This is a genomic window from Gymnodinialimonas mytili (genome assembly GCF_037544085.1).
In the GTDB taxonomy this organism is placed as follows: Bacteria; Pseudomonadota; Alphaproteobacteria; order Rhodobacterales; family Rhodobacteraceae; genus Gymnodinialimonas; species Gymnodinialimonas mytili.
Genome location: NZ_JBBIFW010000004.1, coordinates 240047 through 257702, shown reverse-complemented (window position 1 = coordinate 257702; position 17656 = coordinate 240047). Strand labels below are relative to the sequence as shown.

The 17656-nt window shown below is 62.1% G+C and carries 15 protein-coding genes; 8 read left to right on the top strand and 7 right to left on the bottom strand.

Features of this window, described 5'->3' with window-relative positions:
• Position 1: 1 nt before the first annotated feature.
• Positions 2-688 (bottom strand): hypothetical protein, encoded by a 687-nt coding sequence (locus tag V8J82_RS17650; protein ID WP_339977154.1) that lies wholly within the window; start codon positions 686-688, stop codon positions 2-4.
• 124 nt (positions 689-812) lie between these two features.
• Between V8J82_RS17650 and V8J82_RS17645 the strand changes: the two genes are divergently transcribed.
• On the top strand, positions 813-1208 hold the full coding sequence (locus V8J82_RS17645; protein ID WP_339977152.1) for a c-type cytochrome: 396 nt from the start codon (positions 813-815) through the stop codon (positions 1206-1208).
• On the opposite strand, the gene V8J82_RS17640 is transcribed toward V8J82_RS17645, so the two are convergent.
• The 3 genes from V8J82_RS17640 to V8J82_RS17630 all read right to left on the bottom strand — a co-directional run bounded on the left by V8J82_RS17640 (position 1205) and on the right by V8J82_RS17630 (position 5558).
• The gene (locus tag V8J82_RS17640) at positions 1205-1618 is read right to left on the bottom strand and encodes a PaaI family thioesterase (protein ID WP_339977150.1); all 414 of its coding nucleotides are present in this window, start codon (positions 1616-1618) and stop codon (positions 1205-1207) included. The two genes, V8J82_RS17645 and V8J82_RS17640, sit on opposite strands and share 4 nt — an antisense overlap.
• 1290 nt (positions 1619-2908) lie before the next feature.
• Entirely contained in the window at positions 2909-4870 is a 1962-nt protein-coding gene (gene parE / locus V8J82_RS17635) for a DNA topoisomerase IV subunit B (RefSeq protein WP_339977148.1), read from the bottom strand.
• 184 nt (positions 4871-5054) lie between these two features.
• The gene (locus V8J82_RS17630; protein WP_339977146.1) at positions 5055-5558 is read right to left on the bottom strand and encodes a hypothetical protein; all 504 of its coding nucleotides are present in this window, start codon (positions 5556-5558) and stop codon (positions 5055-5057) included.
• Between the two features lie 209 nt (positions 5559-5767).
• Here V8J82_RS17630 and V8J82_RS17625 point away from each other — a divergent pair, with 209 nt between their 5' ends.
• Positions 5768-7126, top strand: a complete 1359-nt coding sequence (locus V8J82_RS17625; RefSeq protein ID WP_339977144.1) for an MATE family efflux transporter — start codon at positions 5768-5770, stop codon at positions 7124-7126.
• Between the two features lie 209 nt (positions 7127-7335).
• On the opposite strand, the gene V8J82_RS17620 is transcribed toward V8J82_RS17625, so the two are convergent.
• A complete protein-coding gene (locus tag V8J82_RS17620) occupies positions 7336-8706 on the bottom strand; it encodes a M20/M25/M40 family metallo-hydrolase (RefSeq protein WP_339977142.1) in 1371 nt (456 codons plus the stop codon).
• Between the two features lie 208 nt (positions 8707-8914).
• Between V8J82_RS17620 and V8J82_RS17615 the strand changes: the two genes are divergently transcribed.
• The 4 genes from V8J82_RS17615 (at position 8915) to ispG (ending at position 13861) form a co-directional block, all read left to right on the top strand.
• On the top strand, positions 8915-9496 hold the full coding sequence (locus V8J82_RS17615) for a cytochrome P460 family protein (RefSeq protein ID WP_339977140.1): 582 nt from the start codon (positions 8915-8917) through the stop codon (positions 9494-9496).
• 199 nt (positions 9497-9695) lie between these two features.
• Positions 9696-10919: a 5-aminolevulinate synthase gene (hemA, locus tag V8J82_RS17610; protein WP_339977138.1), complete on the top strand. Its 1224-nt coding sequence runs from the start codon at positions 9696-9698 to the stop codon at positions 10917-10919.
• A gap of 258 nt (positions 10920-11177) precedes the next feature.
• Positions 11178-12629: a helix-turn-helix domain-containing protein gene (locus tag V8J82_RS17605; RefSeq protein ID WP_339977136.1), complete on the top strand. Its 1452-nt coding sequence runs from the start codon at positions 11178-11180 to the stop codon at positions 12627-12629.
• Between the two features lie 95 nt (positions 12630-12724).
• Positions 12725-13861 carry a flavodoxin-dependent (E)-4-hydroxy-3-methylbut-2-enyl-diphosphate synthase gene (gene ispG, locus V8J82_RS17600; protein WP_339977134.1) on the top strand — a complete coding sequence of 379 codons (1137 nt, stop codon included), beginning with the start codon at positions 12725-12727 and terminating at the stop codon, positions 13859-13861.
• A 7-nt stretch (positions 13862-13868) separates the two neighbouring features.
• Here the strand turns inward: ispG and V8J82_RS17595 are convergent, their stop codons facing one another.
• Complete coding sequence (locus V8J82_RS17595; protein WP_339977132.1) at positions 13869-14342, bottom strand: Rv1443c family protein; 474 nt, start codon at positions 14340-14342, stop codon at positions 13869-13871.
• Between the two features lie 85 nt (positions 14343-14427).
• On the opposite strand from V8J82_RS17595, the gene V8J82_RS17590 reads away from it, so the two are divergent.
• Positions 14428-15831 (top strand): FAD-binding oxidoreductase, encoded by a 1404-nt coding sequence (locus V8J82_RS17590; RefSeq protein ID WP_339977130.1) that lies wholly within the window; start codon positions 14428-14430, stop codon positions 15829-15831.
• On the top strand, positions 15831-16550 hold the full coding sequence (locus V8J82_RS17585) for a VIT1/CCC1 transporter family protein (RefSeq protein ID WP_339977128.1): 720 nt from the start codon (positions 15831-15833) through the stop codon (positions 16548-16550). Before V8J82_RS17590 ends, V8J82_RS17585 begins: the two co-directional genes overlap by 1 nt.
• Here V8J82_RS17585 and V8J82_RS17580 read toward each other — a convergent pair.
• Entirely contained in the window at positions 16547-17635 is a 1089-nt protein-coding gene (locus tag V8J82_RS17580; protein ID WP_339977126.1) for a Gfo/Idh/MocA family protein, read from the bottom strand. The two genes, V8J82_RS17585 and V8J82_RS17580, sit on opposite strands and share 4 nt — an antisense overlap.
• Positions 17636-17656 lie beyond the last annotated feature (21 nt).

The window sequence follows — 17656 nt, the reverse complement described above, 5'->3', positions numbered from 1 at the left end:
TTCAGGAACAGATCCCACCCAAAGGCGCGTCGGCCCAGGGCAGCAAAATCGGCGTATCATCGGCACGCTCGCGCAGCGGCGTGACGGGCATCGCCTGGCCGATCAGCGCCTCCAGGCGGGCAGTGCGGGCGCCGCTTGGGTCGATGGCGCGGCAACACACATATTCCTCCACCAGGCTGGCCTGCTGCTCGTACCCGTAGGACAGGAAATCACGCGGCGCGTCGGTGTCGAAAAGATAGGGGTCTTCGATGCTGGCGTGTTCCCAGAACGCGCGGAACGGGTGATAATTCGTCACGTCCCGGTTCTGCCATTGCCAGACATGCGTCATCTCATGGGCGAAGAACATCGCGGCGACCAGGCCGCGGGTGCCGTCGGGAAACTGGGTATAGTCGGGGATCACCAGATCCTCGCGCAGATGCAATGTGTTGAAAAACACGATCCCACCGGTCTGCGCGGAAAAGGTCGGGCCCTCGGGCGGCGGAAAGATCCGCTCGCGGCAAGTGGTCGGCGGGCGCGTCGGATAGGTCTGGGTGATCAGGCCCACCAGCGGATTTTCAACGATCCGCACCCGCGCCGGATCAAACGTGTCGCCTTGCAGCTCGGCCATATAAGCGGCTTCGTTCGGGGTCAGGGGGCGCCCGCAGGCCGCAACGCACAGGGCCAAGGCGATCAGGAGAAAGGTCCGCATATCGGCATCTTGGCGGATTCGGCGCGGGGAGAGAACCGCAATATCGGGCACCGTCAGCCAGTTTGATCAGGATCAACGCGCCCACTCCGCGCCCCATCGCAAGATCAAGCGAAAGGAGATATCCATGACCTCTCTCAGATCCGTGCTCGTCCTGCTTTTGCTCGCTGCGTCCCCGGCCATGGCCCAAAACATCGCCAGCGGCGCCGCGCTCTATGCCGATCATTGCGCCGTGTGTCATGGCACCGGCCTGTTGGGCGACGGGCCCATGGCCGAGGTGCTGGTCATCCCGCCGCCGAATCTGCGCCGGATCGAGGCCGAAAGCGGCTTTTTCCCGCGAGTCGGCGTCGCCGGTCTGATCGACGGGCGCGATCCGTTGGCCGCCCATGGCGGTGACATGCCGATCTTTGGCCGCATCTTCGGGGATTTCAACGAGGTGATGACCAGCCCAGGCGGCCAGACCGTCCTAACCAGCCAGCAGGTGGTGGATCTGGTCGATTTTCTGGAGACCCAGCAGGATTAGGGCAGGGCGAGCGTGGCGGTGGCCGTGGCGACCGCTTTTCCGCCCTCTTCCGCGGTCAGGTCGGCTCGCGCGAAGGCCAGCGTTTTGCCCGCGCGCAGGATCGTCGCGCGGCAGAGGATCGCGGCGCCGGTGCCGGGCCGCAGGAATTGCGTATCCAGCGTCACCGTCCCCGCGGGCACAAAATCCCCCACATAGCCCGCGAGGGCGAGGATCATGCTGGTATCGGCCATCGCTACCAGGGCCTGACCGCTGGCAATGCCGCCGGTGCGCGCGAGCCGCGGCGTCAGGGGCAGGCGGGTCAGCACATGGGTGTCGTCGATGCTGCCGACACTCAGGTTCAGGTCCAGCACCCAGGGCGCAAAATGATCGGTCAGCGCGGATTGCGCGGCGGCAATGGTGAAAATGGTCATCGGGGAAGCGTAGGCGAGACGACGCGGCTTGGAAAGGCGCGGACGCAGTTATGGCGTCTGTTCGCCCGCCAGCCGATCTGCCGAGAGACGGTCCAAAGAAATCAACGACAGAACCCGGCCACGGAACAGCACAGCAGGTGCCGTCCTCTAGCACATCTCTGGTGACATGCGCTGCCGGTTCCGGCACAAACGCGCCTCCGCGCCAGCGCCGACCTCAGCGGGTGTTTGCACCCGCGCCACCGGCAGCGTTTGCCTGCAAACGCGAGAGGCGCCCCAATGGGCATGCTATGCGCTCAAGCCACGGAATAGCACGTCAGTGCCCGTGGCCAGCGCCGACCCGCCCAAATGGGGCGGCGCTTTGGCGGGTCTTGGCGCGAGGGTCGGGCTTTGTGCGGGTTTGAGACATAAAGCGCACAACTCAAAGGCGGCATGCGACACCCCGCGGGTCTGCGCTGCAAAGAAGATTGATTGAGATTCATCAACCTAATATGTGCTACGGCCCTTGGCTATTTATCTCGTCATCATCCAGAAATGCTTGCAATCTAGGATGGCTCCCGATTGGATGGAGCCTCGCTAGTAGGCCCCATCTGATACTATAAGAATTCCTACTGACAGGAAGTGGTATATTGAAGAGTATTACGAAAATAACTGAAAAAGAGATTATCATAGATCCGATGCAAATAGCCAAAAAGTAATCTAGTCTTAAATCATTTAATTTAAGAACCTCGATCTGCTTAAGGAGCAAAAAAACTATAAAAGCTGCTATAGGTATTAGAAGTGTAGTGGTAGTTATAATGGTAAAAATCGTCAAAATAGAGGATGTCTTAAATCGCTCTTTGAAAAAGCCATTACTATGGATCGGTGTCACGAGCGCCATATCATCTTGGCTCATAAGAAATCCGTAGGAGTTTGGAGAAAACCCTCGAAGCACAATCTTTGAGCTTTCTCGCGCTCGAATGTGAAGTATCATCCATAAAGATTGAAATTGGAGTATGAAGAAGTAAAGAGTGGTGCTGGCTATTAGAGTCACATAAGCTGTGGGAATAGCAGCGGTGTAACCTTGTACAGTGACTGAAACGTGGGTCTCGTTGGCTAGTGTAGATAGCAAAAAGTAGTACAACAGCAAGCTCGCACCGGTCTTAATTAGTTTTTGCGTCAAATCCTTCTGTATTTCTCCATATCGGAGATAAATTTCACTCCACTGGGTGCCGTGTTTTCTAACATAGCGAAGTGTTGTATGTATCTCATGTTCTTTAATTTGACGAAGAGAAACGCAAAGACGCTGTGGCATTAGACATCCAACTCCTCCACGAACCGCGCGTTCTCCTGGATATATTGGAACCGCAGCTCGGGTTTTTTCCCCATCAGTCGCTCCACCAGGTCCCCGGTTTCGCCCGGCACGTCGTCGTCCACTGACACGCGGATCAGTTTGCGGGTTGTGACGTCCATTGTGGTCTCTTTGAGGTCTTTGGCGTCCATCTCGCCCAGGCCCTTGAAGCGGGACACATCGATCTTGCCTTTCCCGCCCAGGCCTTTCTCCAGCCAGGCGTCGCGCTCTATCTCGTCCAGGCAATAGACCCGCTTGGCGCCCTGGGTCAGGCGGAAGAGCGGCGGGCAGGCCAGATAGAGGTGCCCCTGGTCGATCATCGGGCGCATCTGACTGAAGAAAAACGTCATCAGCAGCGCCGCGATATGGGCGCCGTCGACATCGGCATCGGTCATGATGATGATCTTGTCGTAGCGCAGGTCATCGATGTTGAACTTCGTCCCCATCCCCACGCCAAGGGCTTGGCATAGATCGGAAATCTCGGCATTCTGGCCCAGCTTGGACGAGGCCGCGCCCAAGACGTTCAGGATCTTGCCCCGCAGCGGCAGCAGCGCCTGGGTCTTGCGGTCGCGCGCCATTTTCGCCGATCCGCCCGCGCTGTCGCCCTCCACGATGAACAGCTCGGTGCCGTCGCGGGCCTGCTGCGAACAATCGACCAGCTTGCCGGGCAGGCGCAGCTTCTTGGTGGCGGATTTGCGGGCGGTTTCCTTTTCCTGCTTGCGGCGCAGGCGTTCCTCGGCACGCAGCACCAGGAAATCCAGGATCGCGCCCGCCTCTTTCGTGTTCTGGCCCAGCCAATTATCGAAATGGTCGCGGACGGAGTTTTCGACCAGCCGCTGCGCCTCCGTCGTGGCCAGGCGGTCCTTGGTCTGGCCAACGAATTCGGGCTCGGCGATGAAACACGAGACCAGCGCACAGGCCCCGGTTTGCAGGTCGTCGCGGGTGATATTCGCGGCCTTCTTGTTGCCCGCCAGATCGCCATAGGCGCGGATGCCCTTCAGGATCGCGGCCCAAAAGCCGGTTTCATGGGTGCCGCCCTCGGGCGTGGGCACGGTGTTACAGTAGGATTGGATGAAGCCATCGCGCGCGGGCGTCCAGGAAATCGCCCATTCGACCGAGCCCGGCACCTGGAACCGGCCCTGGAACTCGACCTTTCCGGCAAAAGGTGTGTCGGTATAGGTCGCCGCGCTGCCCAGGGTTTCCACCAGATAATCGCTCAGCCCGCCGGGGAAGTGGAAAATGGCCTCGGTCGGGGTCTCGCCATCATCGATCGCGCTTTTCCACCGGATCTCGACGCCCGAGAACAGATAGGCCTTGGATCGGACCATCTTCATCAGACGCGCAGGTTTGAACCGGTGCGAGCCGAAGATCTGTTCATCGGCATGGAAGGTTGTGGTGGTGCCCCGGCGATTGGGCGCGGCGCCGATTTCCTCAACCGGACCAAGGGGGAGGCCGCGGGAAAAGCGCTGCTCCACCAGTTTGCGGTCACGGGCCACCTGCACGACCATGGAATCCGACAGCGCGTTGACCACCGACGCGCCCACGCCGTGTAGACCGCCAGAGGTCTGATAGGCCTTGCCCGAGAATTTGCCGCCCGCATGGAGCGTGCAGAGGATCACCTCAAGCGCTGACTTTCCGGGAAATTTGGGATGCGGATCAAAGGGCATGCCGCGGCCATTGTCGCGGATGGTGATGGCGTAATCGGCGTGTAGCTCCACCTCGATCCGGCTGGCATGGCCGGCAACGGCCTCGTCCATGGAATTGTCCAGGACCTCGGCCACCAGATGGTGCAGTGCGCGTTCATCGGTGCCGCCGATATACATGCCGGGGCGCTTGCGGACGGGTTCCAACCCCTCCAACACCTCGATGGAGGACGCGTCATAGGCGGTGGTGTCGGAGGACCCGGACAGGAGGTCGTCGGCCATGGTTCTGCTCTATATTGTGGGCGCTGCGCCGTATATTGGCAGGTTTAGGGCATGGGGGGAAGATCTGTCGCGTGCATTCTATGGCCGACAGGATGCGTCGCGAAACGGATTAAAAAATCGAGAAGGCCTGGTCCCGTGGGGGAGCAGGCCATCAAAGCTGTAGGTGCGTGCGCCGATGCGTTGCTCACTGGGTGGGCGAAACGCTCACGTTGCCCGCATCGTCAACTGTCACATCGTAGTTGTTGCCGCCGGGGGTGATACCAAAATTCTCTTCCAGAATGGCATCATCTACGATGTTGCGCTGCGAGGCGACCGATGCCATGGCCAACAAGTTGACAAGCTCTTGATCCGTCAACGTGCCCGCTTCCATTTCCGCAATGCCATCCGCCAACTCGGTGATGATCTGATGGTTCATCATGGAATTGGCCAGATCGAAGGTCTCGCGCGCCTGTTCATCCGTGACCAAGCCGGTCTGAAGCAACAGCTCGAAATGGGCCTGATGGTAGCCGATATATTGATCGCTCAATTGGCGAGAGCGCAATTCGCCATCCATGCGGCCCTCAAGATCGTCGATGGTAATGTTCATGATCGCGACAGTCGCAAGCGCCATGCCAACGGCAGCGGCCGACAAAACCGTCCAGTCGACAGTGACGGCGCCACGTTCTTCACGAATAAAATGCTTGATCATGGGCGACACCGACAAAAAGTAAGGAATGCAAACGCGATAGATGCCGTGATGCCTGCAGAACGGGGCGAGAATATGGCGCATTGGGTCGGGGCCCGGAACAATCCGCGCCAAATTGATCAACAATCGTGAAAAATGTCTTGGCTTTGGCAACGGTCGCTCTTCCGTCGCGCGATCTTGCGCGGGGGCAGGGGGCGGCGTAAGCGGGATCCATGACCTTCCCCGATCATATCCGCGCCACGTTGAAGCTTGGCCTCCCTCTGATCGGAGGACAATTGGCGCAGGTCTTCATCGGAGTGACCGACACGGTCATGATGGGCTGGTACGGGGTCGCGGAATTGGCCGCCGTGGGTATGGGCGCCAATTTCTTCCATATCGTCTTGATCCTCGGCATGGGTTTCGGTCTGGCCGTGATGCCGATGGTGGCGGCCGCGGGGGCAAGGGATGACCGGCGCCAAGTGCGCCGCGTGACACGGATGGGGCTCTGGATCGGCCTGGGCTTTGGTGTGATCGCCTTGCCGATCTTCTGGTTCTCCGGTGCGATCTTGCTGGCATTCGGGCAAGAGCCTCAGATCGCCGCCGACGCGCAGGTCTATCTTCGGATTGCTGGCCTGGCAATTTGGCCCGGCGTTCTCTTGGTGGTGTTGCGCAGCCATCTCAGCGCGTTGGAGCGGCCCGGCGTCGTTCTTTGGGCCTGGCTGGCCGGTACGGCATTGAATGCGGGCCTGAATTGGGTGCTGATCTTCGGCAATCTGGGCGCACCCGAATTGGGGATCGAAGGCGCGGCGCTGGCCTCGCTCGGCACCCATATCCTGATCTTCATCGTCCTGGCGCTCTATGCCACGCGAGCCGAGGGGCTGCGCGAGGATATGCTGTTCGCTCGGTTCTGGCGCCCGGACCCTGAGGCACTGGCCCAGGTCTTTCGGCTGGGATGGCCCATCGCGCTGACGCTATTGGCGGAATCGGGGCTGTTCATGGCAACGATGATCATGATGGGTTGGATCGGCACGCTAGAGCTTGCGGCCCACACCATCGCCCTCCAGATCGTGTCAGTCACCTTCATGATCCATATCGGGCTCAGTTCTGCGGCCACGGTACGGGCGGGCCGCGCCCACAGCAAAGGGGACATCATCGGGCTGCGCCGAACCGCGCTGGCCGTGATCCTGCTCTCGGGTACAACCGTGGCGGCGACGATCGTGCTCCTGGTGTCGGCAGGTCCGATGTTGGTGGGTCTGTTCGTCGACCCGACCGACCCGCTGCGCCCGCAGATCATCGCGGTCGGCACCAGCCTCCTGGTGATGGCCGCCCTGTTCCAACTGGTCGATGCTGGTCAGGTCATCGCCCTGGGCCTCCTGCGCGGATTGCAGGATACGGGCATCCCGATGGTCTATGCGGTCGTGTCCTACTGGCTCATCGGCGTGCCCTGCGGCTATCTGCTGGGACTGCCGCTTGGCTATGGGGGTGAGGGGATCTGGGCGGGCCTGCTCATCGGCTTGGCCCTGGCCTCCGTCACGATGATGACCCGCTTCTGGCGCTCGGTTGCACGCCTCGACGCACCCGCCGCAATCTGAACCGGCCTCATTTTCTCTGTTTCCAGAATATCCCGGGGGTCGCCGAAGGCGGGGGGCAGCGCCCCCAAAACGTGCCGGAATTCGCGCGGACCGGCCCGCATCGACGCGCAGCCGCGCCGAGGCACAGCCGAGGCGCCAGAGCCGTAGCGGGGCGCAAGGGCGCGTCAGCGCCCGAGCACGCTCGGCAGAGCCTGGCCCACCGCCGACCCTCAGGCCAGCCGCGCCAGGACCCGTGCCCAGGACCGGATGCCGTGGTGAAAGCTCGACAGATCATACTTCTCATTGGGCGAATGGATCGCATCGTCATCCTTGCCGAACCCGGCCAGCACCGATTCCATCCCCAGAATCTCCTTGAAGTACCCCGCCACCGGGATCGATCCGCCACAGCCCACAAAGGCTGCCGCCGACGGCCATTCCTCGCTCAGCGCTTCGCGGGTCTGCTCAAAGATCGCCGCACTCGTATCCATCTGGCTGGCCGGTGAGGCGCCGTGGCCCACAAATTCCGCCTCCACATCCGGCGGCAATTGCGCGTTGACCCAGACGCGGAAATTCTCGCGCAGAACCAGCGGATCCTGCCCCGCCACCAGGCGAAAACTGATCTTGGCATGGGCCTTGCTGGGCAGCACCGTCTTGAACCCGGCGCCGTTATAGCCGCCCCAGATCCCGTTCACCTCCGCCGTGGGGCGCGACCAGATCATCTCCAGCCCCGACCGGCCCGACTCACCCGCCATCTCGCTCAAGCCGACCGGGCCCAGAAACGCAGAGGGCTCAAAGCTCAGCCCGTCCCATTGCGCGCGCAGCTCATCGGAAATCTCTGGGATGCCATCGTAGAACCCCGGCACCTGCACCACGCCGTTCTCGTCATGCAGGCCCGCCAGCACCTTGGTCAGCACCCGGATCGGGTTCATCGCGATCCCGCCGTACATGCCCGAATGCAGGTCCAGCGACGGGCCGGTCAGCGTGATCTCTTCCTGCAACATCCCGCGCAGCTGCGTCACGATGGCGGGCGTGTTATCACCAAAGAGCCCTGTGTCGCAGATCAGCGCCACATCGGCGCGCAACTCATCGGCGTTCTCCTCCAGGAACGGCACCAAAGAGGGCGAGCCCGATTCCTCCTCACCTTCCAAAAATACCGTGATCCGGCAGGGCAGGCTGCCATGTTCAGCTTTCCAGGCGCGGCAGGCCTCTAGGAAAGTCATCAACTGCCCCTTATCGTCCGCCGCCCCGCGCGCGCGGATCACCTTGACGCCATTCTGATCCTCGATGGTCGGATCGAACGGGTCGCGGTGCCACAGCTCTAATGGGTCGACCGGCTGCACATCGTAATGGCCGTAAAACAGCACATGGGGCCCGCCATCGCCCGCATGGCCCACCACCATCGGATGGCCCGCCGTCGGGCGTACCTCGGCGTCAAAGCCCAAGCCCCGCAGATCCTCGGCCAGCCAATCGGCGGCCTTGGCGACCTCCGGCGTATAGGCCGGATCGGTCGAGATCGACTTAATGCGCAGCAATTCGAACAGGCGCGAAGTGGCGTCATCAAGATCGGCATCTATGCGGGCAAGAACAGCGTCAAGGGACATGGACGTGGCTCCGGGGGCAGAGGGTGTTTTACCCATCGTGGCCCGCCGCGCAGGCGGCTGCAACCCGATGACAGAACCGCCCTCTCAAGGGCCCTCCCGCCATTGTGAACACCCGTGTGATTGGAATCCTTCCAAACTGCGATAGCGTGCCGATGTCGCCTGAGATGCGACGATAGGGACATATAAATAGACAGCAGGAATGCCATCCATGAATCACCGTCTTCTCGCCTCTGCAGCCGCGGTTGCAGCGCTCGTCGCCACGTCCGCTGCCGCGCAAGACTGCACATTCGACGCCGAGATCCCCGATTTCACGCAAGAGCAGATTGATGCGCTTTATGAGTGTATCTCCGATGATCTCGCCGCGGGGTACGCCCAGGGCGACAATGCCTGGGCTACTGAGTATCGTAGCTGGGGCGCTGCCGCGACGGGCCCCGCCGCGCCCGGTTTCCACTCCAACCGGTTCCTGAACACCTTCGTCAACGAGGTCGGGTATGAGGCATACATTCAGTATGAAGAGGATGACGAAAGCTTCGAAATGCCGGTGGGCAGCGTGATCGCCAAGGAAAGCTATTCCCTGCGCGAAGGCGCCCCGCGTCCTGGCCCGCTCTTCTTCATGGAACGCGCCGCGACCGCCGATTACCCCGATACTGATGGCTGGATCTATTCCGCGGTTCAACCCAACGGTAATCCGATGAATATCAGCCAAAGCTTCTGCCACGATTGTCATGGCGGCTATGCGTTCTCCGACAGTCTGGGTTACCCGGCTTTTGAGGTGCGTTTGAGCCAATAATGCTTGACCCTTTGGCCCGGGCGAACAGGCCCGGGCTTTTCCGCGCGCACCTTGACGCAGATCAAAGCCCGGGTCGCGGCATTTTGTAACTTGGCCTAAGGCGCTCTGGCGCCATATGTCAGGCCAAACGCGGGATAATCCGCCTTGCAGCCAGCGTTTCATTCGGGGTGCGCGAACACCCCCGGAAGGGAGACCGCCAGTGAACTACGAACACGCTCTGGACGCCGCCTTGGGCAAATTGCACGAGGAAGGCCGATATCGCACATTCATCGATATCGAACGGCGCAAGGGCAATTTCCCCCATGCGGTCTGGAAGCGGCCCGATGGCACCGAGCAGGACATCACCGTCTGGTGTGGTAACGACTATCTGGGCATGGGCCAACACCCCGTCGTCCTTGAAGCGATGCACGAAGCGCTTGAGGCTACGGGCGCAGGCTCCGGCGGCACGCGCAATATCTCGGGCACGACCGTCTATCACAAACGGCTTGAGGCGGAATTGGCCGATCTGCATGACAAAGAGGCCGCGTTGATCTTCACCAGCGCCTATATTGCCAATGATGCTACGTTAAGTACGCTGCCTAAGCTGTTCCCTGGCCTCATTATTTACTCCGACGCGCTGAACCACGCCTCGATGATCGAAGGTGTACGCCGCAATGGCGGGGCCAAGCGGATCTTCCGCCACAACGACGTCGCTCATCTGCGTGAGCTGCTCGAAGCTGACGATCCTGCAGCGCCGAAGCTGATCGCCTTCGAGTCGATCTATTCGATGGATGGCGATTTCGGCCCGATTGCCGAGATTTGCGATCTGGCCGATGAGTTTGGCGCGCTGACCTATCTCGATGAGGTCCACGCGGTTGGTATGTATGGCCCCCGCGGCGGTGGTGTCGCCGAACGCGATGGCGTGATGCACCGGCTCGACATCATCAACGGGACGCTCGGCAAGGCCTATGGTGTCCATGGTGGCTATATCGCGGCGTCGGATAAGATGTGCGATGCGGTGCGCTCCTATGCGCCGGGCTTCATCTTCACCACCTCATTGCCGCCGGTTGTGGCTGCGGGGGCGGCGGCCTCGGTCCGGCACCTGAAAACCGACCAAGGCCTGCGCGATCTGCACCAGGAACGCGCCAAGGTGCTGAAATTGCGCCTCAAGGGCCTCGGCCTGCCGATCATCGACCATGGTAGCCATATCGTGCCTGTCATGGTGGGCGACCCGGTCCACACCAAAGCGATCTCGGATATGCTGTTGGAAGATTTCGGGCTCTATGTGCAGCCGATCAACTTTCCCACCGTCCCGCGCGGGACCGAGCGCCTGCGCTTCACGCCGTCGCCGGTCCATACCCCGAAAGAGGTCGACGGGCTGGTCCATGCGATGGATTCGCTCTGGTCCCATTGCGCGCTCAATCGCCAGGAGATGGCGGGCTAGATTTATGCCCCGGCGCGGCGGGTGTGATCTGCCCGACGCGCTGCATTAACCGGATATCGTTAATAACTTGCGCTGAAACGTGCCGAAAATCTGTGTTTTTGGTCATCACGGGGTGCAACGGCGCGTCCTCCCATGCTAATTCAAGCGCTGTCTGTGGTTGTTCTTTTGGAATCGGCCGCATTGGGGTAACATCTTGGGACACATAAGCAGAACACCACTAATCGTGGTGTATCTGACGTATAGAATCGGGGCGGCCACATGGGCCATGGCGCAGGCAATGGATGGAACGAAGACGTGTCGGGCTGGGATGCCGACACGGAACACTCCGACTCCGCCGTGGATTTTGCCCCGCAAGACACGCCGCCTCCCGCTTTCGATGGATATGATCTGCTCGACGTGCCGCTGGGTGATTTGCTACGTGGCGAACGGGCGACGCTTGGCAAATCGCTTTTGGATGTCGAGCGTGAATTGCGCATTCGTGCCACCTATATCGCGGCGATAGAAAACGGCGATGTCGGCGCCTTCCAAAGCCAAGGGTTCATCGCGGGCTATGTCCGATCCTATGGGCGCTATCTGGGCATCGACCCGGAATGGACGTTCCGCCGGTTCTGCGAGGAAACCGGGTTTCGTGGCGTCCATGGCGGCTCGGCGCATCAGGCGGCCGAGGTCAAACGCTCTATCGGCGATGCCCCCCGGCGCGTGCACCCCAATGAGGTCATGTCCTCCACCCGCATCAGCTACGCGCCTGTCAGCGACAGCGTTTTCAGCCGGATCGAGCCCGGCGCGCTTGGCTCCGTCGCCGTTCTCGTCGTTTTGGCGCTGGGGATCGGCTACGGCGCTTGGGCCGTTCTGCATGATATCCAACGGCTTCAGATCGCCCCGATCGATGAAGCCCCCGCTGCGCCCCTGGCGCAATTGGACCCGCTTGAGGGGATGGGGCAGGAGTTCAACCCTGAACAGGGCTTTGACATCGCCATGCCCAACCCGCAGACCGCGGATCGCCTTCTGCGCCCGCAGGCGCTTGAGGCGCCGGTTCTGACGCCGCGCGACAGCGCCGTCGGCACGCTCGACCCCGATAGTGTCGGCACGCTGACCGCGCCGCAACGGACCCCGCAACTGGCTCAAGCCGATACTGATCCCGAGTCGGGCAATGTCCAGGTGACGCAGCCGGTCGATCAGGTGATGATCTTCGCCACCAATCCGACCTGGGTACAGGTCACCTCTTCGGCGGGCGATACCATTTTCGAGGCGACGCTGAACCGCGGCGACAGCTTTGTGGTGCCCGATGGCGATGGCGTGCCGCGGCTGCGGTCGGGCAATGCGGGGTCGCTCTATTTCGCGGTCAATGGCGTGGCGATTGGCCCGGCTGGGGTAGGCGCCTCCATCGCGCGCGATGTGGAACTCACCGCCGATGCCGTGTCCGAGACCTTCCCGCTGGCCGATATGAGCGACCCGGATCTGATCGAAGTCGCTTCTGCCGTGTTCGAAGCCTTCGCCGTGCCGTCCGGCCCGGTTGTCGTGCCGGAAGCCCGCGAAAACCTGGTCTACGATCCGACGGGACGCAGCAGCGGCGATGTGCAACTGACCACGCCGGCTTTGTTCCCCGACCTGCCCGACGACGTGGCCGCCGCGATCATCGCCAGCAACGAACTGCCCGTTCAGGTCAGCGCGCCAGGTCCCGACGACATCCGCCCGGTTCCACGCCCCTGATCTGACATATTGCCGCCTTGCGCCTTGGCGTGCGTTGTCCCGCCCTCGCGACATGTTTATCTTAGCGGTAACTTGATCGGACAAAGGCCGTCCCCATGTCGCACAATCCCATCCGTCCATGGCGCAATATCGATCGCCGCAAAAGCCGCCAGATCATGGTCGGCAATGTGCCGGTCGGCGGCGATGCCCCGATCAGCGTGCAGACCATGACCAACACGCTGACAACGGATGTGAAGGGCACCATCGAACAGGTTCAGGCCGCGGCAGAAGCGGGTGCCGATATCGTCCGCGTGTCGGTGCCCGATGCGGATTCGGCCCGCGCGATGCACGAGGTTTGCCGCGAAAGCCCGGTGCCCATCGTGGCCGACATCCATTTCCACTACAAACGCGGGATTGAAGCCGCCGAGGCTGGCGCCGCCTGTTTGCGGATCAATCCCGGCAATATCGGCAGCGCGGAACGTGTGCGCGAGGTGATCAAAGCCGCGCGCGACCACAATTGCTCGATCCGCATCGGCGTGAACGCGGGCAGTTTGGAAAAGCACCTCTTGGAGAAATACGGCGAACCCTGTCCCGATGCGATGGTTGAATCCGGCCTCGATCACATCAAGATCCTGGAAGACAACGACTTTCTGAATTTCAAGATTTCCATGAAGGCGTCTGATGTCTTCATGACTATGGCGGCCTATCAGCAATTGTCCGAACAGACCGATGCCCCGTTTCATCTCGGGATTACCGAGGCGGGCGGATTTGTCGGCGGAACAGTGAAATCGGCCATCGGGCTTGGCAATTTGCTTTGGATGGGCCTGGGCGACACGATGCGGGTCAGCCTCTCCGCCGACCCGGTTGAAGAGGTGAAGATCGGGTTCGAGATCCTGAAATCGCTTGGCCTGCGCCACCGTGGCGTCAACATCATCTCGTGCCCGTCCTGCGCGCGGCAGGGCTTTGACGTGATCAAAACCGTCGAAACGCTGGAGCAGCGCCTGGAACATATCAAAACGCCCATGAGCCTCAGCATCATCGGTTGTGTCGTGAATGGGCCCGGTGAGGCGCTGATGACCGATGTGGGCTTTACCGGCGGAGGTGCGGGGAGCGGCATGGTCTATCTGGCAGGCAAGCAAAGCCACAAGATGTCGAACGATCAGATGGTCGATCATATCGTCGAACAGGTCGAGAAAAAGGCCGAACAGATCGAGGCTGAGCGCGCCGCGGCAGAGGCCGCCGCCGCCGAATAGCCCGCCATCACACCCGGCTCAGGTCGAACGCCACCACCGCCAGGCGCCGCAGCCGCTTTTGGCGGTGGGCATAGAAGGCGGTCGCAAACCACGCAACGGGTGCGGTCCGCCACCCCGCCTCAATCTCAACCCGGTCGGTGTAATGGGCACCGCCATCGCCTGTGGCCTGGATCGTGATCCAATGATCCCATCGCGCAATCAGGGCCGAATGCCCGTTATCGCGGACGATATACGTGTCCGGTGGCGTCTCGGGGTAGGATACATCGATCACCTGCCGCCCCAAGGGCAGGTGGCCGAATAAGCGCATCGACACCAGATGGGGGCCGGTGGCAAATCGATCTGGCCAATGGGGTGGATCCACCGGCGCAAAGCGCACCAAAGGCGCCGCGATATGCGTCAGCACGGCTGGCCGTGTGACCGCATCGAACACGCGCTCGGGCGCTGCGTCCAAAATCATTGTCCGTTCTACGATGCGCGCCATGGCCCGCGGCTCCCGATCCTTCTCTGGTCCAGGCCCCTGCCGCGCGGTATGATTGCACAGGATCGAGAGGGAGGCGAGATCGACCATGGTAGAGTTGGCATATGTGCCCCGCAACGAGGATGGCATCGCCACCGCGCTTGGCGTTTTGACGCAAAGGTTGGGCGACCGGGTCGAGAAGGGCGCGGCGATCCGTGAACAACATGCCCACACCACCACCTGGCTGCGCAATCAGGCGCCCGATGCGGTGATCTTCCCGCGCAGCACCGAAGAGGTGCAGGAGATCGTGCGCATCTGCGCCACCCACCGCACCCCCGTGATCCCCTTTGGTACCGGCACCTCGCTTGAGGGGCATGTGAACGCGCCCGCTGGCGGGATATCGTTGGATTTCAGTCAGATGGACGCCATTCTTCAGGTCCATGCCGAGGATATGGATGTGGTGATCCAGCCCGGCGTGACGCGCAAGGCGCTCAATACCCATCTGCGGGATACGGGCCTGTTCTTTCCCATCGATCCGGGCGCCGATGCCTCCCTTGGCGGGATGGCGGCCACCAATGCGTCCGGCACCTGCGCGGTGCGGTATGGCACCATGAAGGACAATATCCTGGCGCTGAAAGCGGTGCTGCCCTCGGGCGAGGTGATCCAGACCGCCGCGCGCGCCCGCAAAACCTCCGCCGGATACGATCTGACCCGGCTGATCGTCGGCTCCGAAGGGACGTTGGGGCTGATCACCGAACTTACGCTGAAACTCCAAGGCATCCCCGAGGCGATGTCGGCCGCCACCTGTTCTTTCCCGAGCGTCGAGGCCGCCTGCGACGCCGTGATCGCGACCTTCCAATATGGCCTGCCCGTGGCGCGGATCGAGTTGCTCGACGCGCTGCAAGTCAAAGCCTGCAACGCCTATTCGAAGCTCAACCTGCCGGAAACGCCCCTCCTTTTGCTGGAGTTTCACGGCACCGAGGGCGCCGTCGCCGAACAGGCCGCGCTTTTTGGTGAGATTGCGGGTGATCACGGCGGGACAGGCTTCACCTTCACCACCCGCGAAGAGGATCGCACGCAACTTTGGCAGGCCCGCCACGACGCCTATTGGGCCTCGCTGCAATTGCGCCCCGGCGCCAAAGGGATCTCGACGGATGTCTGCGTGCCGATCAGCCAATTAGCCCATTGCGTGGCGGGCACCCAGGCGCGGCTGGCCGAATTGGGGATGGTCGCGCCGATTGTCGGCCATGTGGGCGACGGAAATTTCCATACGCTGCTGCTGGTCGATATGGACAATCCCGCTGAGATCGCGCGCGCCGATGAGTTTGTCGGCTGGCTCAACGATTTCGCGATCTCGCTCGACGGCACCTGCACTGGCGAACACGGGATCGGGCAGGGCAAGGCCAAATATCTGGAACGCGAGCTAGGCCCCGGCGCCATGGCGATGATGGCGGCGATCAAGCGCGGCGTCGATCCAGACAACATCTTCAATCCCGGCAAAATGGCGCTCTGATGGTGCGCCCGACGGCCTCCAACGTGCCCTCCGCCCATGCGGAGCCGCACTTGTCGGGCCGGGTCGGCTGGCTGCGGGCAGCGGTGATGGGCGCCAATGATGGGATCCTGTCGACCGCCTCGCTGATCGCGGGCGTGGCGGCGGGCGCCGTGGACCGCCCCGTTGTGCTGCTGGCCGGATTGGCGGGGCTAGTGGCGGGTGCGCTCAGCATGGCGGCGGGTGAATTTGTCTCCGTCTCCAGCCAGGCCGATGCCGAGCGGGCCGATGTCGCCCGTGAACAGGCGGAGCTGGCCCGCAACCCTGAGGCGGAACTGGCCGAGCTGACGGCAATCTACGAAGAACGTGGCCTGTCGCCGGATCTGGCGGGGCAGGTGGCCCGCGAATTAACGGCCAAAGATGCGCTGACCGCCCATCTGCGCGATGAGATCGGCCTGACCGACCTGTCGCCGCCACGCCCGGTTCAGGCGGCCCTGGTCTCTGCGACGACCTTCGCGGCAGGCGCCGCGGTGCCCCTCGGCGTGGCCGCCTTCGCGCCACTGAACGGGATGATCCTCTGGGTCGCCACCGCCACGCTTGTGGCCCTCGGCACGCTTGGTGCGATCGGGGCGCAGATCGGCGGCGCGCCCCGCAAACGGGCTGCGCTGCGTGTGATGCTCTGGGGCGCGCTGGCCATGGCGATGACCTCGCTTATCGGCGCCTTGGTCGGCCAGTCGCTTTAACGCGTCAGCGACACCGCTTTCCCGGTCATCGCAGCCTCTTGCGCAGCCAATCCCATCCGCACGGCGGCGGCCCCATCGGCCAGCGTCACTTCCGGGCGCCGCCCCTTGCGCACCGCCTCAAGGAACCGCAGATGCTGGTAATAGGTGGCGCCGTTATGGTCACCCGCCTCCAGCAATTGCTTGTCGACCGGCACATCGACACGGCGCGGCCCAGTCGGATGGCGCGGGCTGACGATCAGATGCGGCACCGGTTGCGGCCCGACATCGAAATTCCAGAACCGCGTCGGTCCGGGCACGAAGCTCTGGATTTTGCCGTCAGGGCCAATCGCGCTGATCTCTTCCTGGTAGTCCGAGCCCTCGGCGAACATGCACAATTCCAGCATCGCCCGCGCGCCCTTGGCGAAATCGACGATGACATAGCCATGGTCCCAGATATCCGGCATCTCTCCGTGATAGCGCTCGGACATGTGATTGACGGCTTGCCCCGCACTGGCCATCACCCGCACCGGCTCGTCGCGCAGGATCAGGCGCATCAAATCGAAGAAATGGCAGCATTTCTCGACCAGCGTGCCGCCGGTATTGCGGTTGAACCGGTTCCAGTCGCCGACCTTTTCCAGAAACGGAAAGCGATGTTCGCGGATCGTCAGCATTTTGACACCACCCGTGGCCTGCTCGACCATCTCGCGGAATTTGGCGACGGGCGGCATGTAGCGATATTCCATCGCCACCCAGATCGGCGCGGGATAATGTGCGGCGAAGGCGGCCAGATCATCTTCCTGGCGGGTTTCGGTATAAAGCGGCTTTTCCACCAGGATCGGCACCGCGCGGGTCGCCGCGATTTCCTGCAATTGCCCCAGATGGCAATGGTTGGGCGAGGCGATGACTAGCGCGTCCACATCGTTGCGCCGCAGCAATCCGGTCAGATCTGCGCAGCGCGCCGCCTCCGGCACCAATCCGCGCGTGGCCGCGGCCATCCCGTCATCGGGTTCCACATAGGCAGTCACCGCCGTGTCAGCCAGCAGCGCGATATTGCGGATATGTTCCTGGCCCATCATGCCCGAACCGACGATACCGTAACGCATCATATGGGGGATCCTGTTCGCTAG

What these genes read in the sequence shown, in the direction of transcription:
- V8J82_RS17650 (WP_339977154.1), bottom strand. Translation starts at nt 688, where the DNA reads ATGCGGACCTTTCTCCTGATCGCCTTGGCCCTGTGCGTTGCGGCCTGC.
- V8J82_RS17645 (WP_339977152.1), top strand. Translation starts at nt 813, where the DNA reads ATGACCTCTCTCAGATCCGTGCTCGTCCTGCTTTTGCTCGCTGCGTCC.
- V8J82_RS17640 (WP_339977150.1), bottom strand. Translation starts at nt 1,618, where the DNA reads ATGACCATTTTCACCATTGCCGCCGCGCAATCCGCGCTGACCGATCAT.
- parE (WP_339977148.1), bottom strand. Translation starts at nt 4,870, where the DNA reads ATGGCCGACGACCTCCTGTCCGGGTCCTCCGACACCACCGCCTATGAC.
- V8J82_RS17630 (WP_339977146.1), bottom strand. Translation starts at nt 5,558, where the DNA reads ATGATCAAGCATTTTATTCGTGAAGAACGTGGCGCCGTCACTGTCGAC.
- V8J82_RS17625 (WP_339977144.1), top strand. Translation starts at nt 5,768, where the DNA reads ATGACCTTCCCCGATCATATCCGCGCCACGTTGAAGCTTGGCCTCCCT.
- V8J82_RS17620 (WP_339977142.1), bottom strand. Translation starts at nt 8,706, where the DNA reads ATGTCCCTTGACGCTGTTCTTGCCCGCATAGATGCCGATCTTGATGAC.
- V8J82_RS17615 (WP_339977140.1), top strand. Translation starts at nt 8,915, where the DNA reads ATGAATCACCGTCTTCTCGCCTCTGCAGCCGCGGTTGCAGCGCTCGTC.
- V8J82_RS17605 (WP_339977136.1), top strand. Translation starts at nt 11,178, where the DNA reads ATGGGCCATGGCGCAGGCAATGGATGGAACGAAGACGTGTCGGGCTGG.
- ispG (WP_339977134.1), top strand. Translation starts at nt 12,725, where the DNA reads ATGTCGCACAATCCCATCCGTCCATGGCGCAATATCGATCGCCGCAAA.
- V8J82_RS17595 (WP_339977132.1), bottom strand. Translation starts at nt 14,342, where the DNA reads ATGGCGCGCATCGTAGAACGGACAATGATTTTGGACGCAGCGCCCGAG.
- V8J82_RS17590 (WP_339977130.1), top strand. Translation starts at nt 14,428, where the DNA reads ATGGTAGAGTTGGCATATGTGCCCCGCAACGAGGATGGCATCGCCACC.
- V8J82_RS17585 (WP_339977128.1), top strand. Translation starts at nt 15,831, where the DNA reads ATGGTGCGCCCGACGGCCTCCAACGTGCCCTCCGCCCATGCGGAGCCG.
- V8J82_RS17580 (WP_339977126.1), bottom strand. Translation starts at nt 17,635, where the DNA reads ATGATGCGTTACGGTATCGTCGGTTCGGGCATGATGGGCCAGGAACAT.